Consider the following 14948-nt stretch of genomic DNA (forward strand, 5'->3'; position numbering starts at 1 on the left):
ACGGGCACCAGCGACGGGTCCTGCCGCAGCTCGGCCAGCCGGTCCGGGTGGGTGAGCAGGGTGTAGGTGAAGTTGCCGATCTGGTTGGCGGTGGTCTCGTGGCCCGCCACCAGCAGCGCCACGCCGAAGCCGATCAGCTCGTCCTCGGTGAGCCGGTCCCCCTCGTCGTGCGCGGCCACCAGGTCGGTGAGCATGTCGTCGGTGGGGTGGGCGCGCTTGGCCGCGACCAGGCTCGCGATGTAGCTGGCCAGCGCCTGACCGCCCGCGACGATCTCCTCCGGGGTGAACGCCGTGATCGCCAGCGCCTGGTCGGACCAGGCGCGGAACTGGTCGCGGTCCTCGACCGGGACGCCCAGCATCTCGCAGATGACGGTGATGGGCAGGGGCAGCGCCAGCGCCTCGACGAGGTTGGCGGGCGGCCCCTGCGCCTCCATGTCGTCGAGCAGCCCGTCGACGACCCGCTGCGCCCGCTCGCGCAGCAGTTCGGTGCGCCGCGCGGTGAACCCCTTGGCCACCAGCTTGCGCAGCCGGGTGTGGTCGGGCGGGTCCATGCTCAGGATGTTGGTCTGGGTCTGCCGGTGCGGCACCGCCCTGGGCACCTCCCGGCTCTGGTCCAGCACCGCGGCGCGGCTGAACCGCGGGTCCGCGAGCACCGTCTTGATGTCGCGGTACTTCGTCACCAGCCAGGCGTCGCCGCCGAAGGGCAGGCGGACCCGCGACACGGGCTCCTCGCGCTGCAGCCGCAGGATGGTCGGGTCGGGCCGCAGCTCCACGGCCTCGCCGAACGGGTAAGAACGGACTTCCACGGGTCCCCCTGGGTAAGCGTTTGCTTACACAGACAGTAGAGAGATCGTTACCCGAGGTCAAACCCGGTCGACGCGCTCCAGCAGCACCGAGGTGGCCTTGAGCACGAGCTCGGCCACGGCGCGGTTGTCGGCGCTGGCCAGCGGTTCCTTGGCGAACATCGAGCGCAGCACGCCGATGCCGACCACCCAGGCCAGCACCAGGTCGGCGCGCAGCTCCGCGTCCGGCGCGTCGGTCAGCGACCGCAGCACCCGCGCGAAGTCCTCGCCCAGCTGCTGGTTGACCACCGCCGCGGCGGTGTCGTGGTGGGCCGAGCGCAGCGCCGCGTAGAGCGGGTGGTCCTCGGGACGCGCCGTCTTCCCGGTCAGCCGCAGCAGCATCCGGCACAGCAGCTGCTCGGCGGGCGACTCCTCGATCAGCTCCCGCCCCCTGGAGGCCAGCACGGTCGCGAACAGCGCGTCCTTGCTGCCGAAGTAGCGGAACAGCAGCGCCTGGTTCACCCCGGCCACCGCCGCGATGTCGCGGACCGTGGTCCGGTCGAACCCGCGCTCGGCGAACAGCCGCGCTGCGGCGTCCAGCAGCGCGGCCTTGGTCGCCGCCGCGTCCCCGCGCCTGCTCACGACGAGGGCCGGACGTGCCCCTCGCCCCAGACCACCCACTTGGACGAAGTCAGCTCGGACAGGCCCATCGGTCCGCGCGCGTGCAGCTTCTGGGTGGAGATGCCGATCTCCGCGCCCATGCCGAACTCGCCGCCGTCGGTGAACGCGGTCGAGGCGTTGACCACGACCGCCGCCGCGTCCACGCGGGTGGTGAACCGGCGCGCGGCCCGCACGTCGTTGGTGACGATGGCCTCGGTGTGCCCGGAGCCGTGCGCGGCGATGTGCGCGATGGCCTCGTCCAGCGACCCCACCACGCGGGCGGCGATGTCCAGCGACAGGTACTCGGTGTCCCAGTCGTCGTCCGTGGCCGCGACGACGCCCTCGGCGCGGGCGAACCGGTCGTCGCCGTGGACGGTCACCTCCGCCTTCTGCAGCGCCGCGGTGACGCGGGGAACGAACTCGTCCGCGATGTCGGCGTGCACCAGCAGCGACTCGGCCGCGTTGCACACGCTGCTGCGACGGGTCTTGGAGTTGAGCACGATGCGCTCGGCCATGTCCAGGTCGGCGGTGGCGTCGACGTACACGTGGCAGTTGCCCACGCCGGTCTCGATGGTGGGCACCGTGGCCTGCTGCACGACCGCGTTGATCAGGCCCGCGCCGCCGCGCGGGATCACCAGGTCGACCAGGCCGCGCGCGGTGATCAGGTGGGTGACCGAGGCGCGGTCGTGGCAGGGCAGCAGCTGCACCGCGTCGGCGGGCAGGCCCGCGGCCTCCAGCGCGTCGCGCAGGATCGCCACCAGCGCGGTGTTGGAGTGCTCGGCGGTGGACGAGCCGCGCAGCAGCGCCGCGTTGCCGGACTTCAGCGCCAGGCCCGCGGCGTCGACGGTGACGTTGGGGCGCGCCTCGTAGACCATGCCGACCACGCCCATCGGAACGCGGACCTGCCGCAGCTCCAGCCCGTTGGGCAGGATCGAGCCGCGCAGCACCTCGCCGATCGGGTCGGGCAGGCCCGCCACGACCTCCAGCCCCGCCGCGACGCCCTCGACGCGCCCCTGGGTGAGCGCGAGGCGGTCCAGCAGGTTCTCGGCCAGGCCGGCGGCCCGGCCCGCCTCGATGTCCTTGGCGTTGGCCTCCAGGACCTCGTGGGCTCGGGCGCGCAGGGCGGCGGCCATCTCGTGCAGCGCGGCGTCCTTGCGCTCGCGGGTGGCCAGGACGAGTTCGTCGGCGGCGACGCGGGCGCGCCGAGCCGCCGCGTGCACCTGTTCGCGCAGGTCGTCAGTCACGGGGGCAAGCCTACGGTCAGCCGCCTGTCGTGTCGTGGCCATATCAGGGGCTGGAAGCGCGGTGTCGGACCCACCTGCCATGGTGGTCGGCGTGGACGACAACGCACTGCGGGAACTGGCCGAGGAACGGCTGCGGGCGCTCGCCGGTCCGGGGGCGGTGCTGCGGGAGGACCAGTGGACGGCCATCCACGCCCTGGTGGCGCGGCGGCGCCGCGCGCTGGTCGTGCAGCGCACGGGGTGGGGCAAGTCGGCGGTGTACTTCATCGCCACGGCCCTGCTGCGGCAGCTCGGCGAGGGGCCCACGGTCATCGTCTCGCCGCTGCTGGCGCTGATGCGCAACCAGGTCGACGCGGCGGCGCGGGCGGGCGTGCACGCGGCGACGATCAACTCCGCCAACACCGACCAGTGGCAGGAGGTGCAGGACCGCGTCGCCGCAGGCGAGGTCGACGTGCTCCTCGTCTCACCTGAAAGGCTGAACAACCCGGATTTCCGGGACTCGGTGCTGCCCTCGCTGACCGCGTCGGCGGGACTGCTGGTGGTCGACGAGGCGCACTGCATCTCCGACTGGGGCCACGACTTCCGGCCGGACTACCGGCGGCTGCGCACGCTGCTGACCGAGCTGCCCCCCGGCGTGCCGGTGCTGGCGACCACCGCGACCGCCAACGACCGGGTGGTGCGCGACGTGGCCGAGCAGCTCGGCCTGGGCGCCGGGGCGGACGCGGGATCGGACACGCTGGTGCTGCGCGGCCCGCTGGACCGCGAGAGCCTGCGGCTGTCCGTGGTGCGGCTGCCCACCGCCGAAGCCCGGTTGGGCTGGCTGGCCGAGCGGCTGGAGCGGCTGCCCGGCTCGGGCATCATCTACGCGCTGACCGTGGCCTCGGCCGACGACGTGGCGGCGTTCCTGCGCGAGCGCGGGTTCGAGGTGGCGGCCTACTCGGGCCGCACCGACCCCGCCGAGCGGCAGCGCGCCGAGGAGGACCTGCTGGCCAACCGGGTCAAGGCGCTGGTGGCCACCTCCGCGCTGGGCATGGGCTTCGACAAGCCGGACCTGGGCTTCGTGGTGCACCTGGGGGCGCCGCCGTCGCCGATCGCCTACTACCAGCAGATCGGCCGCGCGGGGCGCGGCGTGGAGCGGGCCGAGGTGCTGCTGCTGCCCGGCCCGGAGGACCGCGACATCTGGGCCTACTTCGCGTCGCTGGCGTTCCCGCCGGAACGGGTGGTGCGCCAGGTGCTCGACGCGCTCGGCGACCGCCCGCTGTCCACCGCCGCGCTGGAACCGCTGGTCGAGCTGTCGCGCACCCGGCTGGAGGTGGTGCTCAAGGTGCTCGACGTGGACGGCGCGGTGCGGCGGGTGCGGGGCGGCTGGGAGGCCACCGGGCAGCCGTGGTCCTACGACGCCGAGCGGTACCGGCGCATCGAGCAGGCGCGCCGGGTGGAGCAGCAGGCGGTCCTGGACTACCTGTCCACCGACGGGTGCCGGATGGAGTTCCTGCTGCGGCAGCTGGACGACCCCCACGCGGCGCCGTGCGGGCGGTGCGACAACTGCACCGGGCAGCGGCCGTCGGCCGAGGTGTCCGACAGCGCGGCGGCCGCGGCGCGGGAGCGGCTGCTGCGGCCCGGCGTCGAGATCGCGCCGCGCAAGCAGTGGCCGACCGGCATGGCGGCGGTCGGCGTGCCGCTGTCCGGGCGCATCCCGGCGGGCGAGGCGGCCGAACCGGGGCGGGCGCTGGGCAGGCTCACCGACATCGGCTGGGGCAACCGGTTGCGCGCCCTGTTCGCCGAGGACGACCGGGAGATCCCCGACGAGGTGTTCGCGGCGTGCGTGAAGGTGCTGTCCGCGTGGGACTGGGCGCAGCGCCCGGTCGGCGTGGTCACGGTCGGCTCGCGCACCCGCCCGGCCCTGGTGGGCAGCTTCGGCAGGCGGATCTCGGAGGTGGGGCGGCTGCCACTGCTCGGCCAGGTGTGGCTGGGCGAGGCGCCGCGCCGGGCCAACAGCGCGCAGCGGCTGGCCGGGCTGGTGCGCGCGGAGCAGGCACCGGACCTGTCCGCCGTGGACGGTCCGGTGCTGCTGGTGGACGACCAGGTCGACACGGGGTGGACCATGACGGTCGCGGCCCGGCTGCTGCGGCGCGGCGGGGCGCGGGCGGTGCTGCCGTTCGCGCTGGCCGTGACGGCGTGAGGCTGGTGAGGGCGTGAGGCTGGTGACGCGCCGCCTGGTGCTGCGGCGCTTCCAGGACTCGGACGCGGAGGCGCTGGCCGCCTACCGGTCCGACCCCGAGGTGGCGCGGTACCAGGGGTGGGACCCGCCGCTGCCGGTGCGGCGAGCGGTGGAGTTCGTCCGCGAGCTCGCCGACCTGGACCCGGCGGCGCCGGGGTGGTTCCAGTACGCGGTGGAGCTGCGCGGCGAGCTGATCGGCGACATCGGCGTCAACCTGCACGAGAACCTCCAGCAGGCCGAGATCGGGTACACCTTCGCGCGCGCCCACCAGGGCCGGGGGTACGCCACCGAGGCGGTCGGACGGGTGCTGGAGCACCTGTTCGCCGAGCGGGGGCTGCACCGCGTGGCCGCGGAGTGCGACGCCCGCAACGAGCGGTCGGCGCGGCTGCTGGAGCGGTTGGGGTTCCGGCTGGAGGGCCACCGGGTGGCCAGCACGCTGCACAGGGGCGAGTGGACCGACGACCTGCTGTTCGGGCTGCTGGCCTCGGAGTGGCGCGCGGGCCGGTGAACACCGCCCGGTTCCCGAACGCTCGGTTCGCGGGTGGGTCAGGTGCGGAGGGGGACCAGGTCGTCGGCGTGCACGACCTCGCGCCGCTGCTCGGCGGGCAGGTCGTGGCTGGAGCGGCCGATCAGGCCGGGCAGCTCGGCGGCGTCGAAGGCCACCACGCCGCGCGCCACGACCGCGCCCGCGGGGTCCACCAGCTCCACCACGTCACCGGCCTCGAAGGCCCCGTCCACCGCCGTCACGCCCGCGGCCAGCAGGGACCGCCTGCGGTCGACCACCGCGGCCACCGCCCCGTCGTCCAGCCACAGCTTGCCGGTGGCGTCGGCGGCGTGGCCGAGCCAGAACCGCCGCGCCGACAGGCGGGGGCCGGTGGTGGCGAACGCGGTGCCCACGTCCGCCGGTCCCAGCGCGCGCACCGCGTCGGCCGCGCCCGCCAGCAGCACGGGGATGCCCGCCGAGGCGGCCAGCCGGGCGGCGGCCAGCTTGGAGGCCATGCCGCCGGTGCCCAGGCCCGAGGCCCCGACCGCGCCCGCCCGCACCCCGGCCACGTCGGCAGCCCCGGCCACCTCGGTGATCCGCCGCGCCCCGGCCCGGCGCGGGTCGCCGTCGTAGAGGGCATCCACGTCGGAGAGCAGGAACAGCGCGTCCGCGCCGACCAGGTGCGCCACCAGCGCGGCCAGCCGGTCGTTGTCGCCGAACCGGATCTCCTCGGTGGCCACGGTGTCGTTCTCGTTGACCACCGGCACCGCGCCCAGCGCCAGCAGCCGGGAGAACGTGCGCTGGGCGTTGCGGTAGTGCGCCCGCCGCACCACGTCGTCCGCGGTCAGCAGCACCTGCCCCACGGTCAGCGAGTAGCGGCCGAAGGAGTTGGCGTAGGCGTGCGCCAGCGCCAGCTGCCCGACGCTGGCGGCGGCCTGCTGGGTGGCCAGGTCGCGCGGGCGGCGGGTGACGCCCAGCGGGGCCAGGCCCGCCGCGATCGCGCCGGAGGAGACCAGCACCACCTGGCTGCCCGCCGCGCACCGCGCCGCGACCGCGTCGACCAGCGCGTCCAGCCGCGCCGGGTCCAGCCCGCCCTCGGCCGTGGTCAGCGACGACGAACCGACCTTCACCACGACCCGGCCCGCCGCCGACACCGCCCGCCGGGCCTGCGAGACCGCCACCGGAGCGCTCACTCGTCCTCTTCGAAGTCCTCGTCGTCCTCGTACACGCCGGGCAGCCTGCGGGCCTTCTTGGCGGCCAGGCGCTCGGCCGCGCCCACCCGGTTGTTGGGCTCCAGCCGCACGTCGGTGCCGCGCCCGGTCAGCGCGGTCGCCGCGATGCCCGCGGGCGTGGACGGCTCCCAGTCGAACACCAGGTCGCCGATGGTGACCTGGCATCCGGGCACCGCGCCCATCTTGACCAGCACGTCCTCCACGCCCAGGCGGGCCAGCCGGTCGGCCAGGTAGCCCACCGCCTCGTCGTTGCTGAAGTCGGTCTGCCTGATCCACCGCTCGGGCCGCGCGCCGCGCACGATGAAGCCGCCGGGCGTGTTCGGGTCCTCCACCACGGTGAAGCCCTGGTCGTCCACCGCGGTGGGCCGCAGCACGATCCGGGTGGCCTCCTGCACCGGCCGCGCCGCGCGGTACTCCTCGACCACCTTGGCCAGGGCGAAGGTCAGCTCCCGCAGGCCCTCCCGGCTGGCCGTGGACACCTCGAACACGGGCAGGCCGCGCGCCTCGACGTCCGGGCGGACGATCTCGGCCAGGTCCCTGGCCTCGGGGACGTCGATCTTGTTCAGCACCACCACGCGCGGCCGCTCGGCCAGGTCGTCGGCCAGCGACGGGGTGTACTTGGCCAGCTCGGCTTCCAGCGCGTCGATGTCGGACAGCGGGTCGCGGCCGGACTCGTAGGTGGCGCAGTCGACCACGTGCACCAGCACCGCGCAGCGCTCGATGTGGCGCAGGAAGTCCAGGCCCAGGCCCTTGCCCTCGGACGCGCCGGGGATCAGGCCGGGCACGTCGGCCATGGTGAACACCGTCTCGCCCGCGGTGATCACCCCCAGGTTGGGCACCAGCGTGGTGAACGGGTAGTCGGCGATCTTCGGCTTGGCCGCGGACAGCACCGAGATCAGCGACGACTTGCCCGCCGAGGGGAAGCCAAGCAGGCCCACGTCGGCGACGGACTTCAGCTCCAGCACCAGGTCGTGCGCCTCGCCCGGCTCGCCCAGCAGGGCGAAGCCGGGGGCCTTGCGCGCCTTGGACGCCAGCGCCGCGTTGCCCAGGCCGCCGCGCCCGCCCCTGGCGGCGACCAGCCGGGTGCCCTCCCCCACCAGGTCGGCGACCAGTTCGCCGTCCGGGGTGAGCACCACGGTGCCGTCCGGCACGCGCAGCTCCAAGTCGGCGCCGTTGGCGCCGTCGCGGTTGCCGCCCTGACCGCCCTTGCCGTTGCCCGCGCTGGCGTGCGGGCGGAAGTGGAAGTCCAGCAGGGTGTGCACCTGCGAGTCGACCACCAGGACGACGTCGCCGCCCTTGCCGCCGTTGCCGCCGTCCGGACCACCCAGCGGCTTGAACTTCTCGCGGTGCACGGAGGCCACCCCGTTGCCGCCGTCACCGGCCGCGACGTGGATGACCACCCGGTCGACGAAACGGGACACGGAAACCACTTCCTCACTCGATGGGGTTAACCCCGGAAAACGCCACTGGGCGCCGTGCTCCGCGTTTCAGCGGACCACGGCGCCCAGGGGTCGGAAACTCAGGCAGCCTCGGCCGGAACGATGTTCACGGTCTTGCGGCCGCGCTTCACGCCGAACTGGACCGCGCCGGGAGCCAGCGCGAACAGCGTGTCGTCCTTGCCGCGGCCGACGTTCACACCGGGGTGGAACTTGGTGCCGCGCTGGCGGATCAGGATCTCGCCAGCCTTGACGACCTGACCACCGAACCGCTTGACCCCGAGGTACTGGGGGTTCGAGTCACGGCCGTTGCGGGAGCTGGACGCGCCCTTCTTGTGTGCCATGGCTAGTCAGATCCTCACTTACCGGTGATGCCGGTGACCTCGACGCGGGTCAGCTTCTGGCGGTGACCCTGACGCTTGTGGTAGCCGGTCTTGTTCTTGAACTTGTGGATGCGGATCTTGGGACCCTTGGTCTGCTCGACGACCTTGCCGGTCACCGAAAACTTACCCAGGGCGTCGGCGTCGGCCGTGACGTCAGAGCCGTCCACGACGAGAAGCGGCGCCGGGAAGGTGATTTCGGTGCCCGGCTCGCCCTCGAGCTTCTCGACCTCGACGACGTCGCCGACAGCCACCTTGTACTGCTTGCCGCCGGTCTTGACGATCGCGTACATCGGGACGGAAGTCTCCTGCTACTCGACGGGACTGGGCCACGCGCGCCTCAGCTCCACTGGTTTGCGCGTGGACTGGGCTTCGCACGACAGGGCCCACCGGACGGCGGGCCGCTTATCAGGTTACGTTGCGGCGGTCAGCGGGGTCAAACCGGGGTGGTCCTGCGCGGAAGTCCCAGCTCACCGCGGGTGCGGCTCCGACGTGACGACGGAGCCGCACCCCGTGCGGATCAGCTCTCCTTGACCCCGCCCAGCGGCGGGCCCGCGGGGCGGGAGGCGGCGCGGCGGGCCGGGCGGCGACGGGTGGTCACCACCGGCTCGGCGGGCGCCTGGGCCCCGGACGGCTCGACGCCGCCCGCGCCGACCGGCACGGGCTCGGGCTGCTGCGCGGGCTGCTGCACCGCCTGCGGGACCGGCTGGCGGACCGCGGACTCCACCGAGTCCACCGCGGGCGCGGGGACCTGGATCACCGGACCGGGCGACTCGGACTCCTTGACCGCCGCCCCCGCCTCGCGACGCGCCCTGCGGCGCTGGCGGCGCTCCCGCTTGCCGGTGTCCGCGGCGGCGGTGTCAGCGGCGGTGTCAGCGGTGTCGGCAGCGGCCTCCGGAGTGGCCTGCGAGGCCGCGACAGGCTCCGCCACGGGTGCCACGACGGGTTCCGCGACGGCCTGCGGGGTCGGCTCGGGGGTCGGCTCCGGGGTGGGCGCGGCGGTCTCCTCGACGGGCTGCGGAGCCGGGGGCTCCTCGGCGCGCGCGGGCTCCTCGACGACCGCCACCGGCTCCGCGGCCGCCTCGGCGGCCTTGCGCCGGGACTTGCGCCCACCGCCCTGCTGCTGGTTCTGCTGCTGGCCGTTGGAGCCGCCGGACGGGCCGTGCGAGTGCACCGGCTCGGTGGACACGATCAGGCCGCGCCCCCGGCAGTGCTCGCAGGTGGTGCTGAACGCCTCCAGCAGGCCGGTGCCGACCCGCTTGCGGGTCATCTGCACCAGGCCCAGCGAGGTGACCTCGGCCACCTGGTGCCGGGTGCGGTCGCGCCCGAGGCACTCGGTGAGCCTGCGCAGCACCAGGTCCCGGTTGGACTCCAGCACCATGTCGATGAAGTCGATGACGATGATGCCGCCGATGTCGCGCAGCCGCAGCTGGCGGACGATCTCCTCGGCCGCCTCCAGGTTGTTGCGGGTGACGGTCTCCTCGAGGTTGCCACCCGAACCGGTGAACTTGCCGGTGTTGACGTCGATGACCGTCATCGCCTCGGTGCGGTCGATGACCAGGTAGCCGCCCGAGGGCAGCCACACCTTGCGGTCCAGCGCCTTGAGCAGCTGCTCGTCGATGCGGTGCTCGACGAACACGTCGTTGTTGCCCACGTGGCGGCGCAGCCGCTCCTGCAGGTCCGGGGCGACGTGGCGGACGTAGCCGTCGATGGTGTCCCAGGCGTCCGCGCCCTGCACGATCAGCGCCGAGAAGTCCTCGGTGAACAGGTCGCGGACGACCTTCACCAGCAGGTCCGGCTCCTCGTAGAGCAGCTGCGGGGCCTGCGCCTTGGGGGTGCTGGCCTTGTCCTTGATGACCTGCCACTGCGCCTGCAGGCGGGACACGTCGCGGGCCAGCTCCTCCTCGGCGATGCCCTCCGAGGCGGTGCGGATGATCACGCCCGCGTCCTCGGGGACCACGCGCTTGAGGATGTCCTTGAGGCGCTTGCGCTCGTTGTCGGGCAGCTTGCGGCTGATGCCGGTGGCGCCGCCGCCGGGCACGTAGACCAGGAAGCGGCCGGGCAGGCTGATCTGGGTGGTCAGCCGGGCGCCCTTGTGCCCGACCGGGTCCTTGGTGACCTGCACCAGCACGCTGTCGCCGCTGGAGAGGGCCTGCTCGATCTTGCGCGCCTTGCCCTCCAGGCCGGCCGCGTCCCAGTCGACCTCGCCCGCGTAGAGCACCGCGTTGCGGCCCCGGCCGATGTCGATGAACGCCGCCTCCATGCTGGGCAGCACGTTCTGCACCCGGCCGAGGTAGACGTTGCCGACCAGGGAGCCGGTGCCGGAGGAGGTCACGAAGTGCTCCACGAGCACGCCGTCCTCCAGCACGCCGATCTGGGTGCGGTCGCCGCGCTCGCGCACGACCATGGTGCGCTCGACGGCCTCGCGGCGGGCCAGGAACTCGGCCTCGGACAGCACCGGGGCGCGGCGGCGGCCCGCCTCGCGGCCGTCCCGGCGGCGCTGGCGCTTGGCCTCCAGCCGGGTCGAGCCGCGAACGCTGCGGACCTCGTTCTGCGCGGCTTCGGAGTCGGCCTTGTCGTCGCGCGCGTCGCGGACGTCGCGGACGTGCACGACCGTGTTCGGCGGGTCGTCCTCGCTGGGCGCGGCCTCGTCGTCGGCACCCGCCTTGCGGCGGCGGCGACGACGCCTGCGGCGGCTGCCGCCGCCGTCCTCCTCGTCGGTCGCGCCCGGCTCCTCCGCGGCCTCCGGCTCCCCGGCCTCGGCCTCGGCGGGTTCCTCGGCGTGCGCCTCGTCGCCCGCGGCCTCGTCACCCATGCCCTTGCCGCGACCCCGGCCCCGGCGGCCCCGGCGGCGGCGACGGCGGCCGTCGGCCTCGTCGCCGGACTCGTCGTCGGCGACGTGCTCGTCGGCCTCGTCCTCGACCTCCGGTTCGACCTCCGGCTCGGCGACCACCGGCGACGGCGGCAGGAACACCGCGGACGGCGGGGCGAACAGCGGGGTGAGCGCGGCGGCCTCCCTGGCGGGCACCGCCTCCGGCTCGGTCTGCTCGTCCACCTCGCCGGTGACGATGTCGTCCCAGGCCAGCAGGCTCTCGGCGACCTTGACCGCCAGGTCGCGGGTGACGCTGGACTGCGCGCTGCGCACCGGCTCGCCCAGGTCGGCCAGCGCGGCGATGACGTCCTTGCTGCTGGCTCCCAGCAGCTTCGCCAGCGCGTGCACCCGCAGCTTCTCGGGCAGGTCCGCCAGCGCGGGGTGCACGGGTGTGGCGCTACCCCCGCCGGCGGGACCGGCGGGCTTTTCCGTGTTCGACATGCAGCTCCTCCGCCCCCGGGCGCGTCCACTGGGGACGCGGCCGCGCAGGGGCCTCTCTTGTCCACTCTCCGCCGCGGCTGGCGGCGGGAATCCTTGCCTCTGCCTGCGCACGGGCACGAACCCGCGGCAGGATCAGGTCCTGTCTCCGACGACGCCGTCAGCGCCGCTCCCGGAGCCCGGTCCGATCTCCGCCGCCCTGTCCGGGGCGAACGGGTCGACCAGGCGGCCTTCGTCGTCGAGCCGCCCCTGCGCCATCCGGGTCGCCTTCGCGGGCACCGGCGGAACCAGGTCGGCGACGGCTCGGAGCGCGCTCAGCACGTCGTCGGGCCGCACAGTAGGGGTTGACTGCCGTACGACCGTCATGAGTATCCCACATGGTCGTGACAAATCAGGCGCATCGTGTTCCGCGTCGCTCGAAGCGCTGGTGACCTGCGCGGACACCTCGGCGGAGAGCACGGCGGGCCGCACGTCGACGATCCGCTTGCCGTCCTTGGTCAGCCGCTCCACCTCGACGGACTCGGCGGCCAGCAGCGCGGCCACCGCCTCGCTGAGCCGATCGGGTGAGACACCGGGCAGCTCGATCCGCCAGGCGCTGGCCTCGACGCGCTCGGGCAGGTTGCCGCCCGCCGCCTGCACGACCTCCAGCACGTCCAGCCCCGGCGGCAGGGCCTGGTCCAGCGCGACCCGCAGCGCCTCCGGGTCGACCGCCTCGACCACCTGCACCTCCACGTACTCGGCCTCGCTGGCCACGCCGGTGGGCGCGGCGCCGACCCAGGAGACCTTCGGGTGCGGGCTGAATCCCTGCGAGTAGGCCATCGGCACGCCCGCTCTGCGCAGCGCGCGTTCGAAGGTCCTGGCCACGTCGCGGTGCGAGGTGAACCTCAGCCTGCCGCGCTTGGCGTAGCGCAGCCGGAGCTTCTGCACCGGTGCGGCCGACGGGTTGGGCTGCTGCTGGCGGCTCAGTGCTACTCCCCTCGGGTAATAGGGCGACCACGATGGGGTGAGAGCCCCCCAACGGTCCACTTCCCTGCTCCAGCAGGACGGTACCTTGGTGACGTTCGGCACCGTTGAGCTTGTCTGGTTCGTCCCTCCTGGTTACCGTCCGGCGACAGCGGTCAACCCCCGTGGACAGAAGGACAGCCCAGCACTGGAGGTCCCCCGTGCCTCTGCTCCGCCGCGCCCGAGCGGTCGCGGTCAGCGCCGCGCTGCTCGCCACGGGCTGCGCCGCGGTGACCACGCCCGCCTGGGCGGCCCCGGACGACGTCACCACCTCCTCCGACTGCATCCAGCCCGGTCCGGTGCTGCGCTACCTGGTCGTGCTGGAGCCGGGCACCAGCGAGCCGCTGGCGGGTGCCGAGGTGGCCGCGGCGTGCGGCGAGGTGGCGGCCTACCACCCCGAGATCGCGGTGGCCGTGGTGACCTCGGCCGATCCCGGTTTCGGCCGCAAGTTCGGCCTGGACCGGGCCTACAGCGCGCAGGCCGAGGCGCTGGCCGCGCCCCCGCCCGCGCGCAGGGACGAGGTCGCCTCCTCCCGCGCGAGCGGGACCGGGGGCGGCGCGGTGGACCGCACGGCCGAGCAGTGGGACATGGATCTGATCCGGGCCGCCGAGGCGCACGCGATCAGCACCGGCAGCCGGGACGTGGTGGTCGGCGTGCTCGACTCGGGCATCGACCCGACGCACCCCGACCTGGTCGGGGCGCTGGACCCGGAGCTGTCCGCGGGCTGCACCACCGGCGTGGCCGACCCGACCCCGGCGGCGTGGTCGCCGACCAGGTCGGCGCACGGCACGCACGTGGCGGGCACCATCGCGGCGGCCGACGACGGCCGGGGCACCACCGGCGTGGCGCCGGGCGTGCGGATCGCGTCGGTGAAGGTCGTGGACGACGACGGGTACATCTACCCCGAGTACGCGGTGTGCGGGTTCATGTGGGCGGCCACCCGCGGCATGACCATCACCAACAACAGCTACTTCATCGACCCGTGGGTGTTCACCTGCCAGAACAAGGTGGGCCAGTCGGTGGTCTACGAGGCGGTGCGCCGGGCGGTCGACCACGCGGCGGGCCGGGGCGTGCTCACCGTGGCCGCGGCGGGCAACGGCGCCGTGGACCTGTCCAAGCCGGGCCGGGACGCGCAGAGCCCCACCAACGCCGACGCCAAGCCGCGGGCGGTGGACAGCACCTGCCTGGTGCTGCCCGCGCAGTTGCGCAACGTGGTGGCGGTGTCGTCGGTGGGCGCGGCGAAGGTCAAGGCCGGGTACAGCTCCTACGGCCTGGGCGCGGTGGACGTGACCGCGCCCGGTGGCGACCGCAAGCAGGAGCCCGCCAACGACGAGGAGCAGCAGCAGCCCTGCGTGCTGTCGACGGTGCCGTCGGGCTACGGCTACTCGTGCGGCACGTCGATGGCGGCGCCGCACGTGTCCGGCGTGGCGGCGCTGCTGGCGTCCACCCACCCGGAGGCGACGCCGAACGAGCTGAGCCGGATGCTCAACGCGCAGGCCGAGACGCTGCCCTGCCCGGCCGACTACGACCTCAACGGCACCGGTGTGCAGGACGCCTACTGCACCGGCTACTCGGAGTACAACGGCTTCTACGGGCACGGCATGGTCGACGCCGCGGCGGCGGTCCAGGAGTAGTCGCGCCGATTTACCGGAAATACCCTCGGCGGGACCGGGCGTGCGAATTCTCCGAATTCACACGCCCGCGGGCAAATCGCGCCCGCCCGCTCAGCCCCACTCCCGCAGGGCCCGGCACAGGATCTTCATGCCGTGGTAGACGCGGGACTTCACGGTGGCTTCGGGAATGCCCAGCGCGGCGGCGGCCTCGCGCACGGTCCGGCCGCGCAGGTAGGTCTCGCAGATCGCCTCGCGGTACTCCTCGCCGAGCTTGCCGACCGCCTCGCGCAGCGCCATCGCGGACAGCCCGCGCTCGATCCCGTCGGCGGCGGGTGCGGAGTCCTGGCTGGTCAGCGCGACCTCCTGGGGTGCGGTCCACCGACCGCGCGACACCCCCGGCCAACGCCCGCCCACATCCCGCCCAGCGCACCCATGCGTACCGGACCTCCTGGAGTTCGTGCGGCGGGGAAGGTGCGCCGACCCGGTCGAACGCACCCGCAGAACAAAAGAGTCAGCGTGAACGTACTACACGACCGGGCGGCGATCCATATCCCCTACGCCGTTCCCGAACACTCGCCCAGGTTATC

General features: G+C 74.0%; 13 protein-coding genes. 3 read left to right on the forward strand and 10 right to left on the reverse strand.

Features of this window, described 5'->3' with window-relative positions:
• The 3 genes from IEZ00_RS06340 to IEZ00_RS06350 all read right to left on the reverse strand — a co-directional run.
• The coding region (locus IEZ00_RS06340) for a cytochrome P450 (protein WP_229795158.1) at nt 1-806 on the reverse strand (806 nt) is incomplete at its 3' end.
• 57 nt (nt 807-863) lie between these two features.
• On the reverse strand, nt 864-1424 hold the full coding sequence (locus IEZ00_RS06345) for a TetR/AcrR family transcriptional regulator (RefSeq protein WP_189222106.1): 561 nt from the start codon (nt 1422-1424) through the stop codon (nt 864-866).
• A complete protein-coding gene (locus IEZ00_RS06350; protein ID WP_189222107.1) occupies nt 1421-2728 on the reverse strand; it encodes a glutamate-5-semialdehyde dehydrogenase in 1308 nt (435 codons plus the stop codon). The genes IEZ00_RS06345 and IEZ00_RS06350 overlap by 4 nt, the downstream gene beginning before the upstream one ends.
• Before the next feature lie 37 nt (nt 2729-2765).
• Between IEZ00_RS06350 and IEZ00_RS06355 the strand changes: the two genes are divergently transcribed.
• Both IEZ00_RS06355 and IEZ00_RS06360 read left to right on the forward strand, forming a co-directional pair.
• On the forward strand, nt 2766-4865 hold the full coding sequence (locus tag IEZ00_RS06355) for a RecQ family ATP-dependent DNA helicase (RefSeq protein ID WP_189222574.1): 2100 nt from the start codon (nt 2766-2768) through the stop codon (nt 4863-4865).
• Nucleotides 4866-4878: 13 nt separating this feature from the next.
• Nucleotides 4879-5412 (forward strand): GNAT family N-acetyltransferase, encoded by a 534-nt coding sequence (locus IEZ00_RS06360; RefSeq protein WP_189222108.1) that lies wholly within the window; start codon nt 4879-4881, stop codon nt 5410-5412.
• 38 nt (nt 5413-5450) lie between these two features.
• Here the strand turns inward: IEZ00_RS06360 and proB are convergent, their stop codons facing one another.
• From proB to IEZ00_RS06390, 6 genes are all read right to left on the reverse strand, one after another.
• The gene (gene proB, locus IEZ00_RS06365; protein ID WP_189222109.1) at nt 5451-6581 is read right to left on the reverse strand and encodes a glutamate 5-kinase; all 1131 of its coding nucleotides are present in this window, start codon (nt 6579-6581) and stop codon (nt 5451-5453) included.
• Entirely contained in the window at nt 6578-8041 is a 1464-nt protein-coding gene (obgE, locus tag IEZ00_RS06370) for a GTPase ObgE (RefSeq protein WP_189222110.1), read from the reverse strand. Before obgE ends, proB begins: the two co-directional genes overlap by 4 nt.
• A 98-nt stretch (nt 8042-8139) precedes the next feature.
• Nucleotides 8140-8400: a 50S ribosomal protein L27 gene (gene rpmA / locus IEZ00_RS06375; protein ID WP_189222111.1), complete on the reverse strand. Its 261-nt coding sequence runs from the start codon at nt 8398-8400 to the stop codon at nt 8140-8142.
• Between the two features lie 14 nt (nt 8401-8414).
• Entirely contained in the window at nt 8415-8729 is a 315-nt protein-coding gene (rplU, locus tag IEZ00_RS06380; protein ID WP_189222112.1) for a 50S ribosomal protein L21, read from the reverse strand.
• Nucleotides 8730-8956: 227 nt separating this feature from the next.
• On the reverse strand, nt 8957-11749 hold the full coding sequence (locus IEZ00_RS06385; RefSeq protein WP_189222113.1) for a translation initiation factor IF-2 N-terminal domain-containing protein: 2793 nt from the start codon (nt 11747-11749) through the stop codon (nt 8957-8959).
• Between the two features lie 132 nt (nt 11750-11881).
• On the reverse strand, nt 11882-12673 hold the full coding sequence (locus IEZ00_RS06390) for a TIGR03936 family radical SAM-associated protein (protein WP_189222114.1): 792 nt from the start codon (nt 12671-12673) through the stop codon (nt 11882-11884).
• A gap of 236 nt (nt 12674-12909) precedes the next feature.
• Between IEZ00_RS06390 and IEZ00_RS06395 the strand changes: the two genes are divergently transcribed.
• Nucleotides 12910-14382, forward strand: a complete 1473-nt coding sequence (locus IEZ00_RS06395; RefSeq protein WP_189222115.1) for a S8 family peptidase — start codon at nt 12910-12912, stop codon at nt 14380-14382.
• Between the two features lie 90 nt (nt 14383-14472).
• On the opposite strand, the gene IEZ00_RS06400 is transcribed toward IEZ00_RS06395, so the two are convergent.
• Nucleotides 14473-14754 (reverse strand): sigma factor-like helix-turn-helix DNA-binding protein, encoded by a 282-nt coding sequence (locus IEZ00_RS06400; RefSeq protein WP_229795160.1) that lies wholly within the window; start codon nt 14752-14754, stop codon nt 14473-14475.
• Nucleotides 14755-14948: the final 194 nt, after the last annotated feature.

This window comes from Saccharothrix coeruleofusca, from assembly GCF_014648515.1.
GTDB lineage: Bacteria > Actinomycetota > Actinomycetes > Mycobacteriales > Pseudonocardiaceae > Actinosynnema > Actinosynnema coeruleofuscum.